Origin of the sequence: Streptomyces griseomycini (assembly GCF_014203535.1) — a bacterium.
Lineage (GTDB): Bacteria > Actinomycetota > Actinomycetes > Streptomycetales > Streptomycetaceae > Streptomyces > Streptomyces griseomycini.
In genome coordinates this window covers 14,553-38,339 of record NZ_JACHJI010000029.1, presented here as the reverse complement: position 1 = coordinate 38,339, position 23,787 = coordinate 14,553, and the positions used below count along the sequence as shown (strand labels likewise).

The 23,787-nt window shown below is 71.9% G+C and carries 30 protein-coding genes; 28 read left to right on the top strand and 2 right to left on the bottom strand.

Annotated features, from left to right (window positions below):
• Positions 1-782 precede the first annotated feature (782 nt).
• From FHS37_RS37205 to FHS37_RS37070, 28 genes are all read left to right on the top strand, one after another.
• Positions 783-1,154: a hypothetical protein gene (locus tag FHS37_RS37205; RefSeq protein WP_184829502.1), complete on the top strand. Its 372-nt coding sequence runs from the start codon at positions 783-785 to the stop codon at positions 1,152-1,154.
• A 68-nt stretch (positions 1,155-1,222) separates the two neighbouring features.
• Positions 1,223-1,780 (top strand): hypothetical protein, encoded by a 558-nt coding sequence (locus FHS37_RS37200; protein ID WP_184829500.1) that lies wholly within the window; start codon positions 1,223-1,225, stop codon positions 1,778-1,780.
• Between the two features lie 152 nt (positions 1,781-1,932).
• Positions 1,933-3,111: a DUF932 domain-containing protein gene (locus tag FHS37_RS37195; protein WP_184829499.1), complete on the top strand. Its 1,179-nt coding sequence runs from the start codon at positions 1,933-1,935 to the stop codon at positions 3,109-3,111.
• 295 nt (positions 3,112-3,406) lie between these two features.
• Positions 3,407-3,895 carry a hypothetical protein gene (locus FHS37_RS37190; RefSeq protein ID WP_184829497.1) on the top strand — a complete coding sequence of 163 codons (489 nt, stop codon included), beginning with the start codon at positions 3,407-3,409 and terminating at the stop codon, positions 3,893-3,895.
• Positions 3,888-4,094, top strand: coding sequence for a hypothetical protein (locus FHS37_RS37185; RefSeq protein WP_016828520.1), 207 nt, complete (start codon positions 3,888-3,890; stop codon positions 4,092-4,094). The genes FHS37_RS37190 and FHS37_RS37185 overlap by 8 nt, the downstream gene beginning before the upstream one ends.
• Positions 4,095-4,333: 239 nt before the next feature.
• Positions 4,334-4,747 carry an SsgA family sporulation/cell division regulator gene (locus FHS37_RS37180; protein ID WP_184829495.1) on the top strand — a complete coding sequence of 138 codons (414 nt, stop codon included), beginning with the start codon at positions 4,334-4,336 and terminating at the stop codon, positions 4,745-4,747.
• A 147-nt stretch (positions 4,748-4,894) separates the two neighbouring features.
• Positions 4,895-5,944: a hypothetical protein gene (locus FHS37_RS37175; RefSeq protein ID WP_184829493.1), complete on the top strand. Its 1,050-nt coding sequence runs from the start codon at positions 4,895-4,897 to the stop codon at positions 5,942-5,944.
• An 81-nt stretch (positions 5,945-6,025) separates the two neighbouring features.
• A complete protein-coding gene (locus FHS37_RS37170) occupies positions 6,026-6,397 on the top strand; it encodes a hypothetical protein (RefSeq protein ID WP_184829491.1) in 372 nt (123 codons plus the stop codon).
• 28 nt (positions 6,398-6,425) lie between these two features.
• Complete coding sequence (locus tag FHS37_RS37165) at positions 6,426-6,632, top strand: hypothetical protein (RefSeq protein ID WP_184829489.1); 207 nt, start codon at positions 6,426-6,428, stop codon at positions 6,630-6,632.
• A 31-nt stretch (positions 6,633-6,663) separates the two neighbouring features.
• On the top strand, positions 6,664-7,275 hold the full coding sequence (locus tag FHS37_RS37160; RefSeq protein ID WP_184829487.1) for a hypothetical protein: 612 nt from the start codon (positions 6,664-6,666) through the stop codon (positions 7,273-7,275).
• Positions 7,276-7,447: 172 nt separating this feature from the next.
• A complete protein-coding gene (locus FHS37_RS37155) occupies positions 7,448-7,792 on the top strand; it encodes a hypothetical protein (protein WP_184829485.1) in 345 nt (114 codons plus the stop codon).
• A gap of 62 nt (positions 7,793-7,854) precedes the next feature.
• Positions 7,855-8,070 (top strand): hypothetical protein, encoded by a 216-nt coding sequence (locus FHS37_RS37150; protein WP_184829483.1) that lies wholly within the window; start codon positions 7,855-7,857, stop codon positions 8,068-8,070.
• Positions 8,071-8,198: 128 nt separating this feature from the next.
• Positions 8,199-8,885 carry a hypothetical protein gene (locus FHS37_RS37145; RefSeq protein ID WP_184829481.1) on the top strand — a complete coding sequence of 229 codons (687 nt, stop codon included), beginning with the start codon at positions 8,199-8,201 and terminating at the stop codon, positions 8,883-8,885.
• Between the two features lie 126 nt (positions 8,886-9,011).
• Positions 9,012-9,500, top strand: a complete 489-nt coding sequence (locus tag FHS37_RS37140) for a hypothetical protein (RefSeq protein ID WP_184829479.1) — start codon at positions 9,012-9,014, stop codon at positions 9,498-9,500.
• 174 nt (positions 9,501-9,674) lie between these two features.
• Entirely contained in the window at positions 9,675-11,201 is a 1,527-nt protein-coding gene (locus tag FHS37_RS37135; RefSeq protein ID WP_184829477.1) for a ParB/RepB/Spo0J family partition protein, read from the top strand.
• Between the two features lie 84 nt (positions 11,202-11,285).
• On the top strand, positions 11,286-11,657 hold the full coding sequence (locus FHS37_RS37130; RefSeq protein ID WP_184829475.1) for a hypothetical protein: 372 nt from the start codon (positions 11,286-11,288) through the stop codon (positions 11,655-11,657).
• A gap of 174 nt (positions 11,658-11,831) precedes the next feature.
• A complete protein-coding gene (locus FHS37_RS37125; protein WP_229890256.1) occupies positions 11,832-12,377 on the top strand; it encodes a hypothetical protein in 546 nt (181 codons plus the stop codon).
• 133 nt (positions 12,378-12,510) lie between these two features.
• On the top strand, positions 12,511-12,846 hold the full coding sequence (locus tag FHS37_RS37120) for a hypothetical protein (RefSeq protein WP_184829471.1): 336 nt from the start codon (positions 12,511-12,513) through the stop codon (positions 12,844-12,846).
• A 101-nt stretch (positions 12,847-12,947) separates the two neighbouring features.
• Positions 12,948-13,367: a CpaE-like family protein gene (locus tag FHS37_RS37115; RefSeq protein ID WP_184829470.1), complete on the top strand. Its 420-nt coding sequence runs from the start codon at positions 12,948-12,950 to the stop codon at positions 13,365-13,367.
• A 40-nt stretch (positions 13,368-13,407) separates the two neighbouring features.
• Complete coding sequence (locus FHS37_RS37110; RefSeq protein ID WP_184829468.1) at positions 13,408-14,019, top strand: cell envelope biogenesis protein OmpA; 612 nt, start codon at positions 13,408-13,410, stop codon at positions 14,017-14,019.
• Positions 14,020-14,059: 40 nt separating this feature from the next.
• Complete coding sequence (locus FHS37_RS37105) at positions 14,060-14,875, top strand: hypothetical protein (RefSeq protein WP_184829466.1); 816 nt, start codon at positions 14,060-14,062, stop codon at positions 14,873-14,875.
• Between the two features lie 44 nt (positions 14,876-14,919).
• Positions 14,920-15,468 (top strand): single-stranded DNA-binding protein, encoded by a 549-nt coding sequence (locus FHS37_RS37100; RefSeq protein WP_184829464.1) that lies wholly within the window; start codon positions 14,920-14,922, stop codon positions 15,466-15,468.
• 291 nt (positions 15,469-15,759) lie between these two features.
• Positions 15,760-16,131 (top strand): hypothetical protein, encoded by a 372-nt coding sequence (locus FHS37_RS37095; protein ID WP_184829462.1) that lies wholly within the window; start codon positions 15,760-15,762, stop codon positions 16,129-16,131.
• 9 nt (positions 16,132-16,140) lie between these two features.
• Positions 16,141-17,361, top strand: a complete 1,221-nt coding sequence (locus FHS37_RS37090; protein WP_184829460.1) for a hypothetical protein — start codon at positions 16,141-16,143, stop codon at positions 17,359-17,361.
• Between the two features lie 33 nt (positions 17,362-17,394).
• Positions 17,395-18,384 carry a phosphoadenosine phosphosulfate reductase gene (locus FHS37_RS37085; RefSeq protein ID WP_184829458.1) on the top strand — a complete coding sequence of 330 codons (990 nt, stop codon included), beginning with the start codon at positions 17,395-17,397 and terminating at the stop codon, positions 18,382-18,384.
• Between the two features lie 44 nt (positions 18,385-18,428).
• A complete protein-coding gene (locus FHS37_RS37080) occupies positions 18,429-18,770 on the top strand; it encodes a hypothetical protein (RefSeq protein ID WP_229890255.1) in 342 nt (113 codons plus the stop codon).
• Between the two features lie 118 nt (positions 18,771-18,888).
• Positions 18,889-19,581: a hypothetical protein gene (locus tag FHS37_RS37075; RefSeq protein WP_184829454.1), complete on the top strand. Its 693-nt coding sequence runs from the start codon at positions 18,889-18,891 to the stop codon at positions 19,579-19,581.
• A 375-nt stretch (positions 19,582-19,956) separates the two neighbouring features.
• Positions 19,957-20,871, top strand: a complete 915-nt coding sequence (locus FHS37_RS37070) for a replication-relaxation family protein (RefSeq protein ID WP_184829452.1) — start codon at positions 19,957-19,959, stop codon at positions 20,869-20,871.
• A gap of 83 nt (positions 20,872-20,954) precedes the next feature.
• Here FHS37_RS37070 and tpg read toward each other — a convergent pair whose 3' ends face one another.
• Positions 20,955-21,512 carry a telomere-protecting terminal protein Tpg gene (gene tpg, locus FHS37_RS37065; RefSeq protein WP_184829450.1) on the bottom strand — a complete coding sequence of 186 codons (558 nt, stop codon included), beginning with the start codon at positions 21,510-21,512 and terminating at the stop codon, positions 20,955-20,957.
• Between the two features lie 12 nt (positions 21,513-21,524).
• Positions 21,525-23,771, bottom strand: a complete 2,247-nt coding sequence (tap, locus tag FHS37_RS37060; protein WP_184829447.1) for a telomere-associated protein Tap — start codon at positions 23,769-23,771, stop codon at positions 21,525-21,527.
• Between the last annotated feature and the right edge of the window lie 16 nt (positions 23,772-23,787).

Genomic DNA, 23,787 nt, shown 5'->3' with positions numbered 1-23,787 from the left:
CCCTCCGGGCTGCGCCCGGAGCAAGCGAACCACCGCGCTGCGCGCGGTGATTGCGCTCACGCTCCGCGTGAGCGCTGGCGGGACGCTGCGCGTCCCGCTCAACCTGTGCGCTACGCGCACAGGTTGACGCTCCGTTTGCTGCGCTCCCGGAGCGGTGCGGGGGCTGCGCTCCCGCACCGGGTCTGTCCACGCTGCGCGCGGCCAGACAACGGGCCTACGGCCCGAGCAGCAACGAGGGGAGTCAGGGGCGTGATTGATGCAGCATGTAGCCTTGGCGAAACTGCACCTCCCCCACCTCCGAGTGCTTCAAAGCGGGTATCCGATCGAGTCTGGAATGGTCCCGTAGCCTCGTAACGGCCTGTGCGTCATCTGTGCGCCCAGCTTCCAACCGGTCACCGTCATGCGCTATTCGGGTGCGTCAGCACCCGAGCGCGGAGGCTCCGCCGACGCGCAATCAAAACTGTGAGCCCCGATCCCCGATGCCGCCGCACCGCCCGCACCCGCCCCCGCCTCTTTTCTCATTGGGGTAGGGAGAGTGGCAGCAGAGGGGATGTCAGCAGTCCGACCATGCGTAAGTGGTGCGCTGAGCTGCGGGAATGGAGAAGCCGGCCGGGAGGGGGCGCAACACTTTGGCGCAACATTCTGACGCAACGTCATGGCGCAAAGTTCTGGCGCAACATGAGGTGCAACAGGTCTTCCATTCTCCATCAATACACACTAGTATTTGAGGTACGGGGGAAGGCGAACCCCCGGCACACGCAGTGGTCAACGAAGGGGAGAACATGGAAATCCAGATCTCTGGCGGAATCGTCCGGCGAGTGCGCGGCGGGCAGGACGCTCCCGTCAACGGCCTGGCCATTCAGGCCCGCACGGTCGCGAATTTTCTTCCGCTGATCTGCCAGCGAGCGGGGGCGAACATCGTGCACAACGTGGACGCGAACTACACCGGAATTCGCTTCGACACCAAGGTTGGCCCGGTCGTGCTGGAAATGCCGGTGGGTGACCAGCCGTACCGTCTGGTGCACGAGTTCATCGAGCCGGACGCGCAGGGGCGCACCGAGGTGGAGATGCGCCGCTTCCCGCAGATCTACAAGCCGCAGGGCATCGCGCACATCACGGCCGAGTTCCTCCGGACGCGCGGGTTCCTGAAGTAGTCCGCCCGGGGGCGTCCCTGACGGGACGCCCCCTTCCGTCCGGCAGCAGCACGAGGGGAAGGGAAGTCATGGAGAGCACGCAGGTTGTGGAGCAGGTCGAGGAGGCCGGAGCGCCGTTCACGGTGGCGGAGCAGGAGCAGGCCGCTTACGCGCTGCGGGAGCTGGCGCGCCGCGTGAGTGACCCGGAGGCGCAGCGGGTGCCGCAGGAGCAGTTGGAGATGGTCCGGCCGTTCTTCGAGCTGGGTTGGGTGATGGGTGTGCGTACCGGGCACACGGGCCCGGCCCTGGCCGATGTGCCGGTGGACCGCGTCACGGTGGCGCGCGCGTTCGTCCTGCTGAGGGTCGCGCGGATGGCCGACCCGATGGTTGTCGCCGTCGCCCGGAGCCTGGACCCGCAGCACGCCGGGCCGGTGCTGTGGCAGAAGGTCGACTATCACGGCAGTCTGACCAGCCGTCACGGTAGTTACTGGGTGAGCGCGATTCACGCGCACGCCGACCCGTTCGGCGAGGCACCCGAGCTGCGCTATGACCTGTGCGAGATGCGCGGAGTCGTGCCCATACCGGTGGTCAAGAACGTGCGGCGGGTGAGCATCACCCCCCTGCCCGAGTACCGCACGATGAGGTAAAAGACCAGGTCAGAGGGGGATTCACACACTCACAGAAAACACTAGTATTGAAGTCATCCGGGGGGCGGTGGCCCCGCCCCCCGGCTCCGCAGAGGTCAACACAGCGTCCGGGGGCGGTGGCCCCGCCCCCGGACCGCTACGAAGGGGAGAGCATGACTCAGCAGTTCGCCGAGCGCGCCACGAACGTCGCCCCCACCGGTGCCCGCAACGCCGGACTCTCCGACCTGGTCCGGATCCTGGAGGACCAGAACCGCCGGAAGCTGGACGTGATCGCTCCCGCGTCCGCGCTGCGGTTCCGTGAGGGCAACGTGCACGTCGAGGGCGTGGAGTCGTTGATCACCGAGGACGGGGTGACGGAGGTGGACGGGATCTACCGTCCCACCGCCGTGGCCGACGAGGGCATCGCGGACAAGCTGCGCATCCCGCTGGCCTACCTGCGCCGCATGCGCGCCGAGAACGTGCCGCTGCTGGACGAGAACGTCAACGCCTGGCTCCGCAACGACCCCGGGCGGCGTTTCATGCTCCGGGCGTTCCGGGGCGAGAATGCCCCGGGCATGCCGCCGGCCGAGGGTGTGGCCCGCGCGCTGCTGTCCGACAGCTACAAGCTGATGGACAACCTGGACATGCTGCTGGCCGCGCTGGACGGGGTGCGGCAGTCCGGGCACCCGACCCAGGTGACCGGGTGCGATCTGACCGACCGGCGCATGTATGTGCGGGTGGAGTCCGAGGCGGTCGCTGTCCAGGCCCGTGCGCTGCTGCGTGGCTACCGGTCCCCGTTCGACGGGCGCAGCGGTGACGAGCTGCCGATGATCTCGGCCGGTTTCGTCATCACCAACAGCGAGGTCGGTTCCGGGGCGTACACGATCACCCCGCGCGCGGTGATCCAGGTGTGCCGTAACGGCCTGACCGAGACCAAGGACGTCATGCGTGCCGTGCACCTGGGAGGCAAGCAGGACGAGGGCATCGTGTCCTGGTCCGACCAGACGCAGCGCAAGACGCTGGAGCTGATCACGTCCAAGACCGCCGACGCGGTGCGCACGTTTCTGTCGCGGGAGTACGTCGAGGCCAAGGTGCGCGCGATGGAGGACGCCGCCGGTAAGCCGCTGGCCGAGCCGACGAAGACGATCGAGCACGTCACCAAGACGCTCAGCATCGGTGCCGAGGCCAAGGACATGATCCTGGCCCACTTTGTCCGGGGTGGTCAGATGACGGCCGGGGGCGTGATGAACGCCATCACCTCCACCGCGCAGACCCTCACCGACGCCGACCAGGCCGCCGCCCTGGAAGCGCTCGCGGTCCCGGCCCTCACGGCCGCCGCCGCGCACGGCTAACCCCACAACCCCCGCGCGGGCCGGGGTCCCCCCTCCCCTCCCCCGGCCCGCGCGGGCCCCACGCCCCCAGCGCGCAGCGCCCCACCCGAGAAAGGGAGCGCGCAGCGCGCCCGCCCCGTGCGCGGCTGCGCAGCAGCCCGCACGCCGGTCCCCGGCGCGCAGCGCAGGGGACCCCACCCCCGGCGCGCGCAGCGCGCCGCCCGCTCGCTCCGGGCGCAGCCCGGAGCACCCCGCTGCGCGGGGGAGAGAGCGCCCCGCAGAGCCCCGGCCCCCTACCTCCCAGGAGTGACACGCCATGTCCGCACGCCCGCAACTGGTGCGCCCCGATGATGCCGCCATCGCGGCCGCCATGAGCCGCGCCCTGACCGCGCTCGCCCTGGTGATCCTGGCACTCGGGGATGGGGAGCACACCGTCAATCTCGTGGCCGAGCGCACCGATGACACGTGCGTCCGGGGTCAGGCCGACCTCTCCGTCGGCACCGGTCCGGTGCGCCTGTCCGTGCTGGACGAGGACGACTACGCCGTGCTGCGCACGCTGCTGGTGTTCGCGCTGGAGGGCAGCACGGTGCGCAGCGCCGTCCTGGTCGCGACCACGGCCGCCGAGCCCCGCCCCCGCGCGTGCGGCTGGACCGTGCGCGGCGGATGGCTGCACCCCATGGACCCCGCCGAGCTCCGGCAGGCCGTCCCCCTCTGCCCCGGCGTTCCCGCCGTACGGCGGGAGATCTACCGCGCCCCGGCCCTGCCCCAGCCCCACGACAGCGACGAGGAGACCCGCCATGGCTGAGAAGCCCGCCGTCACCGCGCACGGCTACTGCACCAACACCGCCCCGGTCCCCGGCACCATCCGCACCGTCAACGCTAAGAACACCGGCCCGAAGTTCTTCCATCTGCACGGCCGCCGCTACGGCGAATGTCCGTGCGGCAAGGAAGTGTCCCTGACCGAGCGGGACAACCTGCGCCGTCACAAGCCGCCGCAGGAGTAGCCCACAGCCGCCGCCCCCTCTCCCGGGGGGGCGGCCCACCCGGCCAGGTGATCGATGGCTGAGTGCCTGCCGCCCGTCGCCGCCCTTTCCCCTCCAGCGGGCGACGGGCGGCAGACAGGTCCCTCCCCGGAGTTCCCGCCACAGGCCACGCCAGCCAATGTCACCACACCGGCCGCGCCACCCACCGCCCGCTCTCAGCCAGTCCGAAAGCGCACACTGAGCGAAAGGTCCTGCCGCTCATGGACACCACAGTCAGCTGCGAACTGCACCTGCGCCTCATTCTGTCGAGTGACTCTTCCCTGCCTGTCCGGGCGAGTCTGCGGTATGACACGGCCGACCCCTACGCCGTGCGTGCCGCCTTCCACACCGGAGCCGAAGAAGCCGTGGAGTGGGCGCTCGCCCGCGAACTCCTCACCGCCGGCCTTCACCGCCCCGCCGGGATCGGTGACGTCCAGGTCTGGCCGTGCCGCAGTCGTGGCCTGGACGTCGTGTGTATCGCCCTGACATCCGAGGAGGGTGAGGCGCTGCTTCACGTCCCGGCGCGGGTCTTGGAGCGCTTCCTGGAGCGCACGGCCGCCGTCGTACCGCCCGGCACGGAGCACGGTCACGTGTGCCTCGACGAGGAGCTCTCGCGCCTCCTGGCGGAGAGCTAGGGCAAGACGTCCGCCCGTGCCGTCGCCGCGAGGTGACGGCACGGGCCGCCGGACAGCACGCCAGCGCCCCCGCCCCCTCCACCGGCCCCCGGCTCCGCCGGGAGCCGTCCAGAAAGCCAGCCCCGGAACGTACAGGAGACACCGCCCATGACCAGCGTCAGCCTGACCATCGAGACCCCCGCCGGCCCCGTGCACGCCACCGCCGGCCCCCTCCAGGACGACGCCGTCGTGTTCGAGCTGGGCGGCGCGATGCGCGGCCACGTGCACGTAACCGGCACCCACCATCCCCGCTACTGGGACCGGTTCACCGCCGTGCGCGCCTGTCTCGGCCCCGTCAACGCCTATCAGGACACCGCCCCGGACGAGGTCCTGCCGCGGCTGGCTCGCAGCCGCACCGGCTATCGGGGCAGCCTGACCCTCTACCGCGACGACCTGGACTACCCCCAGGTGACGGTGTATCCGATGGAGTCCGCCACCGGACACACCCCGTCGGAGAGGACGGCGGCGGCGCTCACCGCCGTGCTGCGCGGCTGCGCCGAGCACGTCGCCCAGCGCGAGGACGTGTTCGTGATCCTGGAGGCTTCCCGGCAGCGCGACACCCCGGCCCTGCTGCGGTTCCTCGCGTGGGCGGCCGCCCACCACCAAGCCGACGCCGCCCGCCTGGAGGGAGAAGCCCGCACCGCCCTCCCCGCGTGGCGTGCCGCCGTCGCCGCCTGGTGGACCGCGGCACGATGGTTCATCGCCTGCCCGCACCCGGTGCTGCTGCTGGTGCTGGCCGACTACTCCGGCTCACTGTCCCGCATCGTCGCCGTCGAGCAGTGGCGGGGCCCCTACTGCCGCACCGCAGCCGCCCGCGAGCACGAGTACGCCCGCCGCGCCCAGGCCGAGGCCGACTCCCTGCGCGCCCAGGCACGGGCCCGCTCACGCGGTCGCCGACCGGCCCCGGGCAGCGCCGCGCCGCAGGAGCGCGCGTACTTCGTGGTCGGCCAGTGGAAGGGCGGCGGTGAGGTGGACGTCTGGCACGTCGAGGAAGCCCCGGCCGACCCGGACGCCCGGGCCGACGCCCACGAGCAGCACGCCAGCGACGCCGAGACCGCTTTCGGCAGCGTCAACGTCGTCTACGCCACCAACCCCCAGGCCGCAGCCGACCAGGCCCGCCATGAGGCGCGCCAGACCAGCGAGCGCATCCACCGCTAGCCCCCGGGGGCCGGGGACCAGGCGCCCCTGGTGCCCGGTCCCCGGCCCTGTCCCCGTACGCATCGAAGGAGAGGTCTGATCATGCGCTGGTTGATGAGTCTGGGTGAGCGCACCCGGCCCGACGTGCCCCGGTTCGCCGAGTGCCCGACCCCCGGCCAGGCGCGCGCGCTGGCCCTGGTCGACGACTTCGGTCAGCTCTTTTTCGTCCTGCGCGAGTGGCGGCAGGTCTACGGCGAGGAACTGACCGCCTGGGCAGCGCAGGTGCAGGCCGACGACATCAGCACCCTTCCCGCGGACCTGATCGCCGCATGGGAGGGAGTGGCAGATGTCGTCCGCCTGGACACCGAGCGCGGCGGCTACGTGCGGGTGGCCGACTACCGCGACATGCCGGTACGCCCGAGCGTCAGCGCCCGCGCCGTCACCGGCCCCCAGCTGTGGACCACCACGCCCTGACCAGCCCTGACCAGAGAGGTGATGCCGCATGACCGGCCAGCCGCGCCCATGGCGCCCCGAGAACTTCGACGACCACTGTGAGACGTGCGGTGCGCCGCCGGGCCAGCCGTGCGAGCCGTGGTGCGACACCGGCTACACCGCCGAGGACGCCCGCCGCGACGCCGTCCGGCGCCAGGAGGCCGCCGACCGCGACCGCACCCGTCCTGCGGCTGTCCGCAGGCCGCACCGCCCCTGAATGCCCGACTGCCGCCGGAGGAGAGCACGTCATGGCCGAGGAGTTGAAGACCCAGCAGCAGTTCGACGCGTTCGCCGAGGAGGTCGCCACCGCGCTGGGGACCCACTGCCGCACCGCGCCGCTGCCCGGGTACGCGCGGGGTCTGGCACGGCTGATCGTTGACGACGAGGACCGCGCCCTGCGGCTGTGCCAGCCCGACGCCCACCGCCCGCAGCAGTTGCGGGTGTTCGCCGGCCTGCCGGACGAAGAGCAGGTGTCGGCACCGTCGATCCAGGTGAGCACGATCAGCGCGGCTCACGTGGCCCGCGAGATCAAGCGGCGGCTGTACCCGCTGCACGCCCAGGCCATGGAGCAGGCCGCCCACCTCACCGCCTACCAGCAGACCGAGGCGCACGCCCGCCGCGCCGTCGCCGAGGCCGTGGCCGCCGCGCTCCCCGGCGCCCGCCTCGAGGAAGAACACCGGCGCACCCGGATCACCTGGCAGCACACCCCCGGGCCCGCCGGGCAGCACAGCCCCGTCCAGGTCGACAGTCTGTCCGCGGTCGTCGGCCCTTCCGGGGAATGGGTCCAAGTCGACGCCTGCGGCCACCCCGACTCGATGCTCCCCATGCTCACCGCCCTCACTCAGGTGCCACGGGAGTAAAAACAGCAGGCCAGGGGTGGGTTCACACCCAACCGAGAAGTACTAGTATTAGTGATGCGAGAGGGGGCACCCTCCCCCACTCCGTCCCCTCTCGCACCCTCACGACGGCGGCAACCGCCCTCCCTCTTCTCCCTGTTTTCAGCTCTTCCCGCTTTCAGCCCTAGGAGTTGCCATGCTGCGATCGCTGTGCCGCGCCCTGCGACCGGCCCGTCTGCGCCTTCCCGCTCGCCGTTTCACCGCCGGGATCGCCGCCTTGCCGCCCACCGCCCGCGAAGCGTTCGGCACCAGCGCGAGCGCCGAGGAGGCCATCGCCTACAACCGCAGCCGGGTCGCCACCGCGACCGCCGTCGCCCTCTACCGCAGCGGGTACCGGCTGCCGATGCCCGACGACCATCTGGACGACGCCGTGCACGCGCTGGATTTCCCGTACTCGGAGCCGAGCCCGGAGACCCGTGCCGCCATCCGCGCCGCTCTGGCCGTCCTGGACTCCGACTACACGATCACCGTCACCCGCTGACCCGTCCCGCCCCGCCCGTGGGCCGCCGACCACCCCGGCGGCCCACGGGGAAAGGAGGATTGGTGTACCTGGTCACCCCCGACCCCGCCCACGGCCTGGTCGCCGCGCCGCGCTCCGGCGACGACCTCACCCCCGAGACCGAACAGGCCCTGACCGCCCAGGGCTTCACCTGGAACAGCGAGATCGAGGCCTACACCCGCCCCGCCGACCACGACCCCGAGGCCGTGGGGCACACCGCCGGCCTGCTGCGCGCACTGGGTCACTACGTCATTGCCTGAGCGCCGATCTCATGCGCTGCCCAGCGCCTGCACCGTCGCCTGACCGTGAGCTGCACCGCCCCGCGCCCGCCGGCGGGGCGGCGCGCAGCACCGTCCGTTCCGTCGCCTTCACGAGTTGGAGAGGTGTCATGTCCCGACGTCGCCCTCAGCCGCCCGTCCGGTACGCCGTCGCCGAGCACGAGGGAGCGCACCAGGTGGTGGACCAGCTCCACGGGTACGCGCTCAGCAGCCACACCGCCCGCGAAGCCGCCGAGGCCGCGGCGCGCGAACTGGCCGCCGACCCGGGTGCCGCCGTCGCGGCCGTGGAGGCGCTCGACGCCGCCCAGAGCGGTCCGGCGGCCGCCGAGCGGCGCACCCTGCGCCGGTTCGGGTACGCCTGGAGTCTGCGCCAGGACGAGATGCTGTCCCTGCTGCGGGAGTTCGGCCACCGCCGTCTGGAGGACCTGGTCTCCGCCGGCCATCTGGCCCTGGTGTTCAGCCCGGTCGGATGGCCGTACTACACCACGCCCGAGCGCTTCGCGCAGCTGTCGCCGCGCTGGGTGCGCGACGGCGAGGTGTCCTTCCCGGCCGCCGACCTGAGCCGCCTGGAGCGCCCCCGCCCCGCGCTGGAGGCCCTGCCCCGGCGCGAGCGCTACAAGCCGTGCGAGCTGCACGGCATCGCGCTGGGGCGGTGTCTGCTGTGCGGGCCGCGCGAGCACTTCGAGTGCCAGTGGGGCGAGTGCACCGCCAACCGCGTCACCGTCTACTGCGAGCAGTGCGCACGGATCGACCCCTGGCGCACCTTCCCGCTACCGCCGCGCCACGACCGCGACTAACGGAAAAACCGCAGGTCAGGGGCGGGTTCACACCTACCAGTATCGGACTATTATTAGATTTACTGGTGATGCGGGAGCCCGGACGGCGGGCCCCGCCGCCACCTCACACGAGGAGGGACACCACCCGTGAACCCGATCGAACTGGCCGGACTGCTGGCCGCGCCGACCGAGTCGCCGGTGCGCGACGCACTGCGCCACCTCGCGCCCAGGGCGCTGGACGCGCTGACCATCGAAGCCCTCTCGGCCACCGAGGAGGCGTGGCGGCGGGTCACGGTCGACCGGGTCGCGGCATTCGCGGCCGGGCAGCCCGGCGACCGCCCGGTGGTGGCCGCGTATTTCACGACGGTCGAGCGCCGGACAGCAGAGGGCATGCACGTCGGGTGGAGCCCGTTCATCGCTGCGCTCACCAGCACCGAGGACATCCCGGACCTGCGGCACACCCGCACCACGGCGACCGCCGTGCCGATCGGTGAGGCGGAGATGGCCGAGGAGGTGTTCGCCGACCCGGAGCTGGCCGCCGCGCTCAACCGGCTCGCGGCAATTGACCCGCCCCGGCACGAGGACATCCTGCGCGTCCACCTGCCCACCCGTCAGGTCGCCCGTCTGACCCCCTGACCGTCGACGCAGGCGGGCGCTGCGGCGCCCGCCCGTAATTGAACCCACTCACCCCGTAGCCCGCTTTTCCGCAGGTCAAAGGGTATCTGGACCCTCAACAGAAAGACACTAGTATTTTATTAACGGGCGTTGCCCGTCCCATTCCGCCGATGAGGCATGGAGAAGGAGAGCCCTATGGCTACCGCCGTCTCGACCCCGACCAGTACGCCCGCCGCCCCCGAGGAGGACACCACGCAGGTGGTTGTGCTGGACGCCGCGCTGCTGGTGCGCGACGAGTGCAACGCCCGTGAGCACGACACCGAGCCGGACGAGAAGCTGATCACCTCTGTGAAGGAGATCGGCGTCGAGGAGCCCATCAGCGTCCGGCCCCGGCCCGACGGCACCTACGGGGTGTTCAAGGGCTGGCGGCGCGCGCAGGCCGCGCAGGTCGCCAACGCCACCGCCGAGGCGGAGGGCCGCCCGGTGCGCCCGGTGAGGGCATACGTGCGTGAGGATCTGGTCGGCCGTGACGGCTGGACGCGGTTTTTGTCGCTGGTGGAGAACGACCACCGCGAGGGCATGAGCGCGCGTGACACCCTGCGGGCGCAGGAGTTGGCCCTGATCGACATGAGCGAGGTCGACCGCCGTACGGCCGCCAAGGCGCTGGGGGTCGGCCGGAACGCGGCCAGGCAGGCCAAGGCGGCGCAGAAGCTGGACGACGCCACGCTGCGCCGGGCGGCGGCCGGAGGCATGGATTTGGAGCAGACCGCCCAGCTCGCCGAGGTCCAAGACGTGCGCGGCGCGGAGAACCGTCTGCTGCGGGCGCTCCAGCGCGACCACGAGGAGGGCGGCGGGGGGCGCGGTCACTGGGATCAGGAGATGGCGTTGCTGCGCGCCGAGCAGGCGGATGCCGCCGCCCGTGCCAAGGCGGTGGAGGAGCTCAGGGCGGCGGGCATCCCGTTGCTGGGGGCGGTGGGGTACGGGCAGAAGGACCCGTCCCGGCCGCTGGCCGAGCTGACCACGGGCCTGGGTGCGCCGCTGACCGAGGACAATCACAAGGGCTGCCCCGGTCACAGCGCCCGGCTGGACGAGGAGCACCGGCCGGTGTGGTACTGCGCCGACCCGGCCGCGCACGGCCACAAGGTGCGGCCCAAGCCCAAGCAGGTAAAGACCGAGGAAGACGAGCGCCGGGCCGAGGAACGGGCGCGGACCGTGGCGTGCAACCGCGCCTGGAAGGCGGCCGCCGGTCCGAGGCAGGAGTTCGTCAAGCGGCTGGTGCGCGGCAAGACCCTGCCCGAGGAGGCCCGGCAGTTCGCCCAGCGGATCGCGCTGGACCTGCCCCGCTTCTACGGCAAGTGGGCCGACAAGCAGCGCACCGAGACCCTGGCGCTGCTGCTGGGGGCCACGGACCCGCAGAAGGAGGCACCGTCCCAGGTCGCGGCCGGCTTCCCCAAGAACCGGCTCGCCAACGTGCTGTTCGCGCAGGTCGCCGCCGCGTTCGAGGACGACATCCGCGAGCCCAAGCAGTTCGACACCGCCCGGGGAACGCACGTCTGCCTGTGGGAGTCGCCCAGCCCGCTCCAGGCCTCCTACCTGCTGCTGCTGGAATCCCTCGGCCAGGCCGACAACGGCAGCTACCAGCTCTCCGAGGTCGAGCAGCAGGCCGTGGCCAGCCACCGGCCCAACGCCGACACCGACAGCGACGTCAGTGCCGACGCCTGACGTTCCCTCCCCTTCCCGAGGCTCCGGCCGGGCACGCCCGGTGCCCGGCCGGTCATCCCCCTCCCGTCAGAGAGGAAGAACCACATGTCCATCGGTATCGACGAGGTGCGCGCCTTCATCGGGCAGCTGCCGGATGCGGCGGCCGTCGCGCAGGTGCAGGAGGCCGCCGCCCGGCGGCTCGGCGAGCTCGACAAGGCCGCTCACGACGGCATCGTGGCCGGTCGCCGGGCCCGCATCAGCGACTCGCTGCGCCCGGCCTTCCTGCGCCGCCTGACCGGCACCGTGCAGGAGCGCAACCGCACCGGCACGCGCGCGGGCTTCCTGCTGGACGAGGAGTCCACCCGGCTGCTGCGCACCGACCCGCGCAACCGCTACCGCATCCCCGAGGGCACCAAGCGGTTCCGGCTGCCCGGCAACGGCGTCCCCGTCTCCTGCCTGGAGCTTATCGAGGACTGACCGCCCCTTAGGTCGCCGGGCAGGGCAGAGGGCTCACCGCCCTGTCCTGCCCGGCGGCGCCAGCAGCCGCGCAAGCGCGGCCGCTTCCCCTCCCTCAGACCGTTCGAGAAATCAGAGGCGACCATGGTCATCTCTCCCGGCGCCGTTGCAGCCGCCCGGGCGTACGCGAGCGATATGAGCGGTGCGCCCCTGCCCGAGCCGTCGAACGCCGATGCGGACAACGGCCCGCTGGAACCGGCGCACGAAGCGGCCTACTACCTGGGGATGGGTGAGACGTTCCGCATCCTCACCCGTCCCGGTGAGCCGGCCCGGCCGGACGTGAAGGAGCTGAGCACGGCCGTGCGGGCGGTGCCGGGCGGCGGCATCTGGTACCGCCGTGGTGACGAGGCGGCCAGCCGGATCACCGCTTCCGACCAGCGCATCCGCAATCTGCCCCGGGACCCCGACCAGCTGTGGGCGCTGCTGGCCGACGTGCTCCAGGCCCTGGACCTGCACGGTCAGGCCCCGCAACTGGACGGCAGCAACCTGCGCCGTGACCGCCTTCCCGGCCACCCGGCGGCGATCCGCCGCACCCACCCGATCGGTGGCTGGGGGCCCGTGCGCGTGCAGTGGAACCCGGACGGCGCCTGCCGCTGGACGGACCTCCACCACGGCACCTGGCAGTGGCCCGGCCAGACAGCCGAACCCGCCGAACCGGCCCCGACGACGCCACGCGACTGACCGCCCCCGTCACCAGCCGACCCGTCCTGCCCGGCGGACAACAGGGCAGAACGTTCCTCCGCCGCCCGGGGCGGCCGTACACGAACAACCGCCCCGGCATTTCTCCTCCTGTTCCGCTCTCTGAGAGGTCCTGATGACCGACAAGCAGCAGACGACACCGCCCGCCCCGGGCGACGACGAGCGCGACCGCCCGCTGACGCTGGCCGTCCTGCGCCAGCTCGTCCGGCGTGTCTGGCGCGCGCTGCCCGGCACCACCCTGGTCGTGCTCTCCCGCGACACCGAGGGCAACGGCTACTCGCCGTTCGCCACCTACAGCAACGCCCGCTACGCGCCGACCTACAGCGACGAGGTCGGCGAGGTCTACCCGCTGCCCGAGGAGCTGGAGCAGGACAAGGAACTGCGCGAGCTCTACGCCGACGGCATCCCCGACAGCGCCGTCCCGGCCCTGGTGCTCTACCCGCTCGGCTGACCCGACCGGCACGGGGGGCGGGACCGCCCACACGGTTCGTCCCGCCCCCGCCTGCCCGGCCCCCATCCATCCCTTGGTGACGAAAGCGAGGCGTTTCCGCCATGCCCAATTCAGCGCCAGCATCCCAGGAGCGAGCGCGCACGCCGGTGCTGGTCATCAGCGATCACCCCGACGACGACCCGATCGGCCTGCGGCCCTGCCCGGTTCCCCTGCGGCACCTGCCCTCTCCGCTGTTCAGCGCCGAGGAGTACCGGCTCGCCCCGCTCGTGATCCTGGACGACCGCAGCTACACCGCCTTCACACTGCGCCACATGCCCCACCGCCCCGGCCTCATCCTCACGCTCGCCGACGCGGGCGACGACACCGTCCACCCGCGGGCCGCGGCCATCGGCGCCGAAGCCGTCCTCCACGCCGGACAGGACCTGTCCTGGCTGCACCTGCGCCTGCACGAGGCAACCGACTGCCACTACGCCCACTGGGAGGAACTCCTCACCGGCCCTCCCCCACCGCCCGGCACCTGACCCCCGGCCGCCCCGCCCCGCAATCCGAAGGAGACAACCGATGCACTCGATACCCCAGCGCTGTGCGCGCCGGCCGCTGTCGGGCGGCCTGGTGGTGCCGTGGGTGTCCCTGGTCCACGGCGGCCACGCCGTCTTCGGCAGCCTGGACGCCGACCGGGCCCGCACCGCCTTCCTGCGGCGCCTGTGCCAGATCTGCGGCCAGTTCCTGGACGAGCGGTGCTACCTGATCGTCCGCCCCGCCGACGCCGCCCGCGGGCACTCCCCCGAACCGGCGCTGCACCCCGAGTGCCTGCCGTATGCCGCCGCGCACTGCCCCATGCTCAACGGCACCGCCACCCACTACCGCCACCGCCCCGTCCTGGCCACCCATCCCGCCGGACGGCCCTGCACCGACCCATCCTGCCCGTGCCCGGCCCGCTCCCCCGACCAGGGACACGCCGCCCGCGGCGGCCGCCCCGCCGACCGCTACGAGGCGTGGATGATCCGCACCCGCAACTACCGCCTGGTCCTCACTCCCGACCGGCCCGGCGCGCCCGTCGGCATCAGTGTCGATGTGCCCGTCCTGCGCCGGCGCCTGCTGCGCACCGCCACCCTCACCACCGACCAGCAACGCCTGATGAACCTGCTGCGCCCCCTCATGGGCGAGTCCTGACCTGCTTCCCGCCCCCTGTACCGCACGTAAGGAGCCCTCCGTGCTGATCACACCGGACCCGGCCACGCCCGAAGGCGAGGCCATCCTCGACCTGGCCGCGACGATGGACGACCTTGCCGCAGACACCGGCGAGTGGCCCGGCGCGGACACCGTCGACATCCTCGGCATGTTCCTCGACCGCTTCTCCTTCGCCGTCCAGGAAAAGCCCATCCGGCAGGTGGCCGGCCGGGCCTGGGTGCTGCGCCGGTGGGACCGGCACGGCGACGAGGTGACGCTCTGGGCCGACGAGGCCTCCGCCCTGGCCGCGCTGGCCCAGCATGCGCGCAGCCACTGGGACAACGTGGCGGGTACCAAAGGCATCCCCTACCGTCCTCCTGCCGACGACCGGACGGCCATAGACCTGTACTACGGGCCCAAGGAGCACCGCGACGACGAGGACTACACGCTGTCTGCCGAGGACATCGCCCGCTGCACGCACACGCCGCCCCGCTGCCTGAGCCTGACGGACGACAGGTCCTGCGCGGAGGCCAACAGCGCGGCCGTCTTCCACCCGATGACCGGCCACGACGACGAAGGCCTGCCCTGCATCGAACTGGCGGGGATTCTCGTCTTCGCCTACCTGGACCCCGACATGCGGGCCGTCCGGGTCTCCGTGCACCTGGACACCACCGACCAGCAGCTCGTCCGTCCCGACCATACGGTCCCGCTCCAGGTGGAGGTCGAGGACGCCACCATGTTCAGCAATCTCGGGGCGCGGCCGGCCCCGGCGCGCGTCCCCGCATGGAAGGCCCGCCTTCGGCGGCTCACCAACCGCACCGCCCTCCACGACATCAGGGGGCAGCGAAAGGGGGGTTGACCTCAGACCAAGTTACACTAGTATTTGCATTAGGAGGTGTTCGCATGGCCCCGTCCGTCACGCACGTGTCCGGAACCGTCACCGGCAACGTGGAAGTCCGCTTCACCGACTCCGGCGTCGCCGTCTGCCGCTTCCGCCTCACCCAGACCCCCACCCAGTGGGACGCAGCCACGCAGCAGTGGCGCGACGGGACCCCGATCCGCTACGTGTGCACCGCCTGGCGGGACTTGGCCCGCAACGCCACCGAGTCCCTCACCGACGGGGTCAACATCCTGGTCGCGGGGCGCATCACCGAGATCCGGGACAACGCCGTCTACCTGAGCGTGGACGACCTCGGCATCAGCCTGCGCCAGCGCATCGCCTACACCGAGACCAGCCTGCCCAGCCCGGCCGCCGCCGCTCCCATCTCCCCCACCGTTCCGGTCGCTTCGGTCGCTTCGGTCGCTCCCCCCGCAGCGGCGCAACCCGCCGGGGTGAGTGCCGGTGGCCCGGCCGCCGGTCGGGCGGGCGGGCCGCCCGCCTGGTGGGAGCAGCGGCGGTCCGCCGGATGGCACCACGCCGCCGCCCGTACTCCGGCCGACGTCGGCCCCTAACCCCTCCCCCTTCCTCTCTTCACCGCGCCGCCGGGTGCGGCACCGGTTCACCTGCCGGTACCGCACCGCCCCTCTTCCCCTTCACCCGCACCACCTCGTGGGGCGCTGGTTCGCCTGCCGACGCCCCACCACTTCCCTTGCTGGCTCCGCCGCTCGTCGAAGGCGACGTCCGCTCCGACGGCACCGCCCGCCTGATCGCCGAGCAGCGCGCCGCGCTGTGCCCGGCCCCCGCACGAACGCTCGCCCCGCTCCGACGTCCCGACCGTCAAACCCAGCCCGGGAGGCTGCTCCGTGCCCGAGCCCGTCGACTTCTTCCAGGCCGTCGTCACCGCCCACCCCGAGGACGCCGACCACGCCCCGCTGCTGCATGACCCCGTCCACGCGCGCGTGGCTAGGGCCGGCGACGTCGCCGACGGCGACCTGATCCTCGCCGGCGTCGGCATGGGCGACGCCGACTACTTCAACGACCAGTACACCGCCCGCCCCGAGCCCTACGACCCGGCCTGCGGATGCGGCGTGTGCTGCCACCTCGCCGACCATCCCGGCGCCGTGGTGATGCTCTCCAACGGCCACCCCTGGCACGCCTGCGACCCGTGGCCCGCCGACGACCTAGTCCTCATCATCCCCGCCCACCGCCTGCCCGAGCGCACCGCGAAGGAGTGAGCAACCACCATGCCCGCAGCCGCATACACGCCGTCGCTGCCCGGCCTGAGCACCGCCGACGAGGTGGACACCGTCATCAACTGGGGCCTGGGCGCCGACTCCACCGCCTACCTCGCGCGCATCCTCACCAACCCCGCCGCGCACAGCATCGATCTGGAGCGCACCGCCGTGCTGTACATGGCCACCGGCAGTGAGTGGCCCGAGACCCGGATGCTGGTGGAGGAGTTCATGCTGCCGCTGCTGCGCGAGCACGGGGTGCGGTTCGTGCAGCTGTCCCGCTCCGGGCAGCCGAAGGCGGCCGGCATCACGGTCCTGGACGACTCCCGCCGCCCCGAGCGGCTCTTCGCCCGCGGGCCGTGGACGCTGTGGGACGAGCTGGAGTCCGTCGGCACCGTCCCCCAGCAGGCCGGCACCCGCAAATGCAGCCTGCGCGCCAAGGGCGAGGTCGGCGACCGGTGGCTGATGCAGGTGATGGGCGGGCGCCCGTTCCGGCAGATCATGGGCTTCAACGCCGACGAGCCCGGGCGCCGCTTCGGTGACGCGGCCGCCTCGAGGATCCCCGGGCGCACCGGGGTCTATCCGCTCATCGACTGGGGCTGGCACCGCCGGCAGTGCGAGGACTACCTCCTGGAGCGCTTCGGCGTGCACTGGCCCAAGAGCTACTGCACCTTCTGCTGCTTCCCTGTTTCCATGGGCGCGCTGCCGGCCCACCTGGAGCGCATGCGCTCGCACCCGGACATCGCCGGTGAGGTGCTGCGCCTGGAGTACACGGCGATGAGCCTGAACCCGAACGCCAGACTGTACGGCAAGCGCAGCCTGCTGGAGCTCCTCGACCCCTCCCGGCCCAGGGACCGCGCGTGCCTGGAGGCGTTCGAGCGCGAGCTCGATGTGCCCTGGGCGCTCTACCACGTGCGCCGACTGTTCCTGCTGTCCGAGACCGGCAAGCGCCGCCCGGTGATGCGCTCCACCGAGCGCGTCGACATCGGCCGCCCGCAGCAGCTGGCCCGGCGGCTGATCACCGTGTCCGAGCGGCACGGCGTCGACGTCGAGCACGACCCGCTCTACGGGTGCGCCCGCGCCTGGCTGCGCCCTCGCCGTGAGGCCTGGCCGATGGCGGAGGAGCTGTTCGTCACCGCTCCCGCCCGCGTGATCGACAAGCAGGACAAGCACTTCGAGCGCGAGTGGCGCGCCCTGCTCTCCGGCTCCGCCGCCCGGCTCCCCCTCGCCTGATCCCTCTCATCCTCTGTCTTCTTTGGAGCAGTCATGTCCGTACGCCCCACCGTCTGCCTGTCCGGCACCCCGGACCTGGCCGCCTACGACCTGCTCGCCCCGCAGTTGTCCGGCGGCAAGGACAGCGGCGTCATGCTGTGGTCGTTCATGCAGGACGCCGCGGCGGCCGGGGTCACCGACCGGGTGATCACCTACCACGCCACGCTCGGACCGCTGGAGTGGCCGGCCGTGCACGTCGACGGCACGCGCTATGCGTCGATGTCCGAGCTCGCCGCCGCCCAGAGCGCGGCCTGCGGCATCCCGCCCGACCGCCATGTGGAAGTCGCGCGGCCCGCGTTCCTGCTCACCGAGATCGCCGCCTACGGCCGCTTCCCCCGCATGGGCAGCCCCTACTGCCGCAAGTACGCCAAGGAGTCCATCATCTCCACCGCCTGGACTCCCCTGGTGCGCCGGCTGCGCCGCGAGCTCGGCCGCCCGGTGCGGATCCTGAAGGTCATGGGACTGCGGGCCGACGAGAGCCGCGACCGCGCCCACCACCCCGCCTACCGCAACGTCCTGACCAACAGCGCACGGATCGTCGACGAGTGGCTGCCGGTCAAGGACTGGCCCACCGCCGCGGTCCTCGAATGGCACCAGGACGCCCCCGTGCCCTACCACTGGACCTACGACTCCTTCCCCGGTGCCGGGGACTTCAAGGGCACCAGCCGCTGCTCCTGTTCGCTGTGTGTGTTCGCCTCCAAGCGGGACCTGTTGCTGGCCATCGCCCGCCGGCCCCGGCTCGCCGCGCTGTACGCCGAGGTCGAATCCGCCCGCGGCGACAGCTTCCGTCCCGACTGGCGCATCACCGACCTGATCGAGCAAAGCCGCCTGCCCACCGCCCCCGACCCCGGCATCGTCCTGCCGGACGACGGCCCCGACATGGACCTGCTGGAAAGGCAGATCCGCACCGCCCTGCAACAGCCACCCCGCAAAGCCGTCCACCTCGCCGCCCGGCACCAACTGGCGTGCGACGGCTGTACCTGACCGGTGCCCTTTCTCATCACCCTCGTGGAGGGATACTGCTCATGATGACGACTACCACCCAGCGCCTCCTCGACTTGGCTGCAGCCGTCCCGGCCAGTCATGACGCCGATCTGCTGCTGCTCCTGCGCGAAGCCAGCGAGCTGTACCAGCAGGGTCTTCAAGAACTGCGCCAGAACATCGAGGCCCGCTTCGGCGCCCTGCCCACGGCGGACCTGGTGGCCGCCACGGCTGCGGCCGGCATGCCGGGCGATGAGTCCTCGGAGCGCACGGAGCTGCTGTTGCTGCTGGCTCTGGCCGAGTGGGAACTCACACCTGCGGCCATGGCCTACGCACAGATCGCCGAGGACGCCGCCCGCCGCGGCGTGTGCCTGATCCCCGAAGAGTGAGCTGAAGCATTATCGCTGGGATCGGTCGGACAACTGGACATCCACCCCAAACAAACTCCATTATATGCGTTGTGAGTCGGGCAGGCCGGCTCCTCGCTACAGGATGGGATGTCTAGTCATGGCTGCCCGATCCGCACCGCGCCTCGTGGAGGCCGCAGAGATCGCCGCAGAGTACGGGCTGACTCCCGCCCGGATCAGCGCGCTGTACCTGGAGCGGGAGACCAACGGTTTCCCGGAGATCGCCGGCATGCGCGGCCGCGCCCGGCAATGGAACAAAAGCGATGTCGACCAGTGGTTCGCACAGCGCAAGCCGCCCCGCCTGCAGCAGCACAAGCCTCCCGCTCTCGATCCCGATGAGCTGCTCACCGGAGCCCAGGCCTCAAGGTTCCTCGGCTACAAGAACCCCCAGCAGGTCAATACCTATCTGCGAGACCACCCCGGCTACTTCCCCGAGCCGGACGCCATCGAGGAACTCGGCACCCCGCAACGGCCCTACCGCCGGCCGAAGTGGCGGGTGCAGACGCTCTTGGACTGGCAAGCCACCCGTCCCGGCAGCGGCAGGCGCAGCGTCAAGCGCCCAGCGCCTGCCCTGCCCGATGTCCCCGTCGACGGCGACCCGGACGAGCTGCTGGGTGCATCACAAGCCGCCGCCCTGCTGGGCTTCAAGAGCCTGAACAGTTTCAGCAGCAGCCTGGGGCAGGGGAACCTGCCCCTGCTGCAGACCGTGGACGCCGTCACGGAGAAGGGCGGGCGGCGCCGCTGGACACGTCGGCGGATCCTCGAGCAGGCCGCTCAGCGCCAAGGCAGTTGACACAACGGGCAGGTGGCCGCATGTGCCCACCGCCCCTCACAGACGCGGTATCCGGCTACGGGCTGTTGACCCCCTGCGGGCCGGGTGCCGCAGCGATGGCTGGCATGGCGTGGCTCGCCACCACGCCCCGCAGCAGCAGATGCTGCTGCGGACCGGCCATCGCCGCCTTTTCAGGGCCGCCTGACCCCGCCCGTTGAGTCGGGCGTGGTCGTCGCGCGCCGCGAGAGGCTCATGGTCGGGCCCGTGGATGCCGACCGCCGCCTGGTCGGCGGGGATGTTCTCAGTTCGTGACCGTGGTCGGGGCTTCATGGTCGGGGGTTTGGTCGGGGGCTTTCGCTCTCCTTATCCGCACCCGAGGTTCTGATGAGGATCACCATGACCATTCCTGCCCCAAGCGCTGCCGTGACCAGTCCGCCCCGGAGCCGAGCTGAGCCGTTGCGTCATCAGGTGCTGGCCGCGCTCGCTCAGCACCGTATCGCCACCACCGGCCAGCTGCGCCGGATGCTGCGCCCGGACGGCACACGGCAGCTGATCTCCCGCGTCCTGAACAAGCTGCGCTGCGACGGCTTCGTCGACTACACGGTGCTGCCCGGCTCGGACCGCTCCCGCACCCACGCCTGGTACCTCACCCCCGACGGTGCGCGCCTGACGAAGGACCTGCCCATCCTGCGGGGGCGGCCGCCCTACCCGATCACCTCCACCACGGCGGCGTCACTGAAGACAGCGCACACCCTGACCGTGGTGCGCGCCCATCTGGCCTTCGCCGCCGATGCCCGCCGGCTCGGGCACGAGCACGGCCCCTGGGACTGGACACCGGAGGTGTCGCATTCCATCGGCGAGGGGGAGCGGGTGGTGGCCGACGCCGTCCTGTACTACACCGTCGTCAGGGGTGAGCAGCGACGTAAGCTGCGCGCGTTCGTGGAGGTTGACCGCGCCACCATGAGCGGCGAGCGCCTGGCGGTGAAGCTGATCGAGTACGCCCGGCTGCATCAGTACGAGGCCCAGCCCGCCGGCCGGCGCCGGCGCGTCGCCGCGGAGCCCGGCTGGATGCGCTGGTATCCGGTCTTCCCCCGTGTGCTGTTCGTCCTCACCGGCGCCTCCCGCAGCCGGCTGGAGGGCAGGATCAGCGACCTGCAGGCGATGGCCGCCCAGCACCCCCTGGTCGCCGCGCTCGCCCGCGAGGTGCCGCTGGGAGCCGCCGTCCTCGAGGACCTCGAACAGCACGGCCCCGCCCAGGATGTGTGGACGCCCCTGACCGGCGGCACACCCCACCCCTGGATTGACCTGTGACGCTGCCGGCCGCCTCTGCTGGTGGATAGGCGAGCGCGCCCCGGAGCGTATCGGTCCGGGGCGCGCGTGGTGTGCGGTGGTGGCTACAGCTCGAACTCGAGGTGTTCGATGTCGGTGAAGCGAACCTCCTCCAGGGAGCCGGCGCGGCGACCGCCGTCCTGGAAGTACACCTCGCGCAGCGCGTCGGCCACGATCTGCTGGAGCTGCTGGTCGTTGGCGCCGGCCTGCTGGGCGTCGAAGAGGCGGGCGGCGTGCTGCGGGGGCAGGGCGACGGTCAGGTGCCGGATACGGGACTCGTCCGTCGACCCGACGGGGGCGGTGTAGCCGAGACGGGCGCGGGTGTCGATGACGATGCCACCGGTGGTGGCCGCCCTCGCCCTGGCCTTGGCCCTGATCTGCGGCTGCCAGCGCTTCTTCACCTCGCGCTCCAGACGCGCGGCAAGGTCGGGACGGGGCTTTTTGATCTGGCCCTTCACGTACCGCTCGACGGTGCGCTGGGAGATCCGCAGCATCTGCGCCACGGCTTTGGTGCCCTTGAGCTGCTTGACCAGATAGCGCATCTGCGCGGGCGCGCTCTTGGGCGCCGGGCGGGTGAACGCCTTCTGCACCGCGGCGTCCAGGCCGTCCCCGAACAGACTCATCGTCGCCCTCTCCTACTCTCCGTTGTCGACGTCGGTGACGGTACCGTCCTTGATGTAGCGGGCGAGGTTGAGCTCCGGAGCGTTGAACCGCTCGCGGACCTCCTCGCCCCACAGGACGGTCTGGGTGCCCTCGTGCTTGACCAGGCCGGGGTTGATGCCGAGCTTGAAGCCGCCGGGCAGCGGCTTGCCCTGGCGGTAGGGCAGGAAGTCCAGCGGACTGGTGCCGTCGGCCGCGTAGACGACGCAGTCGGACAGGACCGCCACCGGGTACTGGCCGGTGAACGCCGCATGCTTGACGATCTTGCGGTGGAGGTTGATCCGGGTGCGGGAGATGACCGCCGCGCGGATGTCCGGCCGCCAGGTGGGCCGGGACAGCGCCCGCCACGGCTGCCCGGGCCGCCAGCCCTCCCCGCGCGGGCGCTCACGCAGCTTGCCCAGACCGCCCTTGACCGTCGCCTTGATCGCCGCAGCGACGATCGCCAGCTCGGGATCGCGCTCCTTGTAGCCGTCCATCGCCGCCAGGAAGTCCGCCGGCGCCATGTCCGCGTGCACGCCGAGGTCGGCCATCGTGGCGAGGTAGGCGTCGCGCAGCCGCTGGTACCAGCCGTCCAGGTAGCGGCCGTTCTCGTACCGGACGTACGCCTCGATCGGCCGCACCTCGTAGCCCAGCTCCACCGCGTAGGCGACGGTGGGCGTCGCGTACCAGGCCGGGCCTTCCGGGCGCTCGCCCTTCGGCGTGAACGGGGAGGGCAACAGGCTGCCGTCCAGCTCCACCCACTCCTTGCCGGCCTTCACCCTCGACAGGTCGACGTGGGACAGGTCCACCAGCCACGAGCCGGGCAGCTTCGGGTCGAACACCGGGTTGGTGACGTGAGTGGGCGCGCCGAGGCCGACGATCAGGCCGTTGGCTCCGGCGGCGAAGGCCATGTTCACGTCGATGCCGACCAGGTGTCGCAGGGTGCACTCGGCATCGGTCATCGGCCGCGCCCAGTCGTACGCCTCCTCGAACAGCTTCTCCGCCGGGCCGCGGACGTGGAAGCGCGGCAGGTCCGCCAGAAGCGGGTGCCCGTCGGGGGCCTCGCACGGGGCGCAGTCCACCGGGTCCTTGCCCAAGCTGCCGGGGTTGTGCTCGGAGTGCCTGCGGCCGTCGGCGTCGGGCTCGGAGGCGCGGGTCGGCGGGTGCAGCGCGGTCATCAGCTCCAGGCCGGTGACGGCGGTCGAGCCGCGCGGCGTCATCACGCGGGACGCGTACACCCCGAGCACGCGGGCGAGGTCCGATGGCGGCAGCTGGGCGGCGTTGCCCCAGTGGCGGGCATCGAGCGCGTTCCACGACGGGATGCACAGCTGCACGCAGGCCCGCTCCGAACCGGTCGCGGGCCGGTAGATCCGCGCCCACGGCCCGAAGCCGCGCTTGGTCAGCTTCCAGTCCGCGCGGGCCAGCTGCTTGATGACCTTGTGGCCCTCCGGCAGGCGCCCGGCGAGGCGCTCCTCCTCGGTGAGGGCCACGGGCAGGCCGTAGCGCTCCAGCGCGGCCTCGGTCAGCACCAGCAGCGGGTCGGCGTCCTTGCCCGGCCCGGACAGCTTCGGCTGACCGAGCCTGGCCTCCTTCAGCGTCCACTCCACCAGGACCGGGAGGGACTTGGCGGGCACGTCCAGGACCAGGCCGCCGGTGCAGTACGCGAGGACCTGGCCGTCGGTGTCGACGTCGACGACCGCGAGCGGCCCGTTCTCGAAGCGCGGGTCGGAGCCGCCCGCCGGGGTGCCGACCGGGACCGCCTTCCGTGCGGCAGGGCGGCGCGACGTCGACGCGCTCCCGGTGGTGCGCGCCGGACGCGGCGCGACCGCCGGAGCAGGAGGAAGGGGGTCAGGGGTGATCTGGGTGTTCCCGGCTGCAGTCGTAGCCGCAGTATCGGGCGCCGGGCCCGGGGGCAGAGTCTGTGCTTCCGCCGGGGCGGGCGCGGCGGTGAAGGTGGCCGGTGTCGTCGGGGCGGCTGACTCCTCCGGTGCTGAGGGCGCGGGGTAAAGCTCTGCAAGCTTGTTCAGCAGCCGCGCGTAAGCCTCACGCTCCGGGCCCCGCGGCTCGACTGTCTTTTTGACCGACTCCCAGCCGGACACCGTCGCCCGGCGCACTTTCAGCGCGGTGGCCACTTCGTCCAGCGTCAGGCCGTGCGCCTGGCGCAGCCGCTTGCGCTCCTGCGCCGGCGGCAGCGGAGCACGGGACGCAACCAGTGCGTCGACCGCCTCGAACAACTCGGACATGAAACACCTCCTGACC

Excerpts from the sequence above, each read along its gene's own strand:
- FHS37_RS37205 (WP_184829502.1), top strand. The coding sequence starts at position 783 with ATGGAAATCCAGATCTCTGGCGGAATCGTCCGGCGAGTGCGCGGCGGG.
- FHS37_RS37200 (WP_184829500.1), top strand. The coding sequence starts at position 1,223 with ATGGAGAGCACGCAGGTTGTGGAGCAGGTCGAGGAGGCCGGAGCGCCG.
- FHS37_RS37195 (WP_184829499.1), top strand. The coding sequence starts at position 1,933 with ATGACTCAGCAGTTCGCCGAGCGCGCCACGAACGTCGCCCCCACCGGT.
- FHS37_RS37190 (WP_184829497.1), top strand. The coding sequence starts at position 3,407 with ATGTCCGCACGCCCGCAACTGGTGCGCCCCGATGATGCCGCCATCGCG.
- FHS37_RS37185 (WP_016828520.1), top strand. The coding sequence starts at position 3,888 with ATGGCTGAGAAGCCCGCCGTCACCGCGCACGGCTACTGCACCAACACC.
- FHS37_RS37180 (WP_184829495.1), top strand. The coding sequence starts at position 4,334 with ATGGACACCACAGTCAGCTGCGAACTGCACCTGCGCCTCATTCTGTCG.
- FHS37_RS37175 (WP_184829493.1), top strand. The coding sequence starts at position 4,895 with ATGACCAGCGTCAGCCTGACCATCGAGACCCCCGCCGGCCCCGTGCAC.
- FHS37_RS37170 (WP_184829491.1), top strand. The coding sequence starts at position 6,026 with ATGCGCTGGTTGATGAGTCTGGGTGAGCGCACCCGGCCCGACGTGCCC.
- FHS37_RS37165 (WP_184829489.1), top strand. The coding sequence starts at position 6,426 with ATGACCGGCCAGCCGCGCCCATGGCGCCCCGAGAACTTCGACGACCAC.
- FHS37_RS37160 (WP_184829487.1), top strand. The coding sequence starts at position 6,664 with ATGGCCGAGGAGTTGAAGACCCAGCAGCAGTTCGACGCGTTCGCCGAG.
- FHS37_RS37155 (WP_184829485.1), top strand. The coding sequence starts at position 7,448 with ATGCTGCGATCGCTGTGCCGCGCCCTGCGACCGGCCCGTCTGCGCCTT.
- FHS37_RS37145 (WP_184829481.1), top strand. The coding sequence starts at position 8,199 with ATGTCCCGACGTCGCCCTCAGCCGCCCGTCCGGTACGCCGTCGCCGAG.
- FHS37_RS37135 (WP_184829477.1), top strand. The coding sequence starts at position 9,675 with ATGGCTACCGCCGTCTCGACCCCGACCAGTACGCCCGCCGCCCCCGAG.
- FHS37_RS37130 (WP_184829475.1), top strand. The coding sequence starts at position 11,286 with ATGTCCATCGGTATCGACGAGGTGCGCGCCTTCATCGGGCAGCTGCCG.
- FHS37_RS37125 (WP_229890256.1), top strand. The coding sequence starts at position 11,832 with ATGAGCGGTGCGCCCCTGCCCGAGCCGTCGAACGCCGATGCGGACAAC.
- FHS37_RS37120 (WP_184829471.1), top strand. The coding sequence starts at position 12,511 with ATGACCGACAAGCAGCAGACGACACCGCCCGCCCCGGGCGACGACGAG.
- FHS37_RS37115 (WP_184829470.1), top strand. The coding sequence starts at position 12,948 with ATGCCCAATTCAGCGCCAGCATCCCAGGAGCGAGCGCGCACGCCGGTG.
- FHS37_RS37110 (WP_184829468.1), top strand. The coding sequence starts at position 13,408 with ATGCACTCGATACCCCAGCGCTGTGCGCGCCGGCCGCTGTCGGGCGGC.
- FHS37_RS37100 (WP_184829464.1), top strand. The coding sequence starts at position 14,920 with ATGGCCCCGTCCGTCACGCACGTGTCCGGAACCGTCACCGGCAACGTG.
- FHS37_RS37090 (WP_184829460.1), top strand. The coding sequence starts at position 16,141 with ATGCCCGCAGCCGCATACACGCCGTCGCTGCCCGGCCTGAGCACCGCC.
- FHS37_RS37085 (WP_184829458.1), top strand. The coding sequence starts at position 17,395 with ATGTCCGTACGCCCCACCGTCTGCCTGTCCGGCACCCCGGACCTGGCC.
- FHS37_RS37080 (WP_229890255.1), top strand. The coding sequence starts at position 18,429 with ATGACGACTACCACCCAGCGCCTCCTCGACTTGGCTGCAGCCGTCCCG.
- FHS37_RS37075 (WP_184829454.1), top strand. The coding sequence starts at position 18,889 with ATGGCTGCCCGATCCGCACCGCGCCTCGTGGAGGCCGCAGAGATCGCC.
- FHS37_RS37070 (WP_184829452.1), top strand. The coding sequence starts at position 19,957 with ATGACCATTCCTGCCCCAAGCGCTGCCGTGACCAGTCCGCCCCGGAGC.
- tpg (WP_184829450.1), bottom strand. The coding sequence starts at position 21,512 with ATGAGTCTGTTCGGGGACGGCCTGGACGCCGCGGTGCAGAAGGCGTTC.
- tap (WP_184829447.1), bottom strand. The coding sequence starts at position 23,771 with ATGTCCGAGTTGTTCGAGGCGGTCGACGCACTGGTTGCGTCCCGTGCT.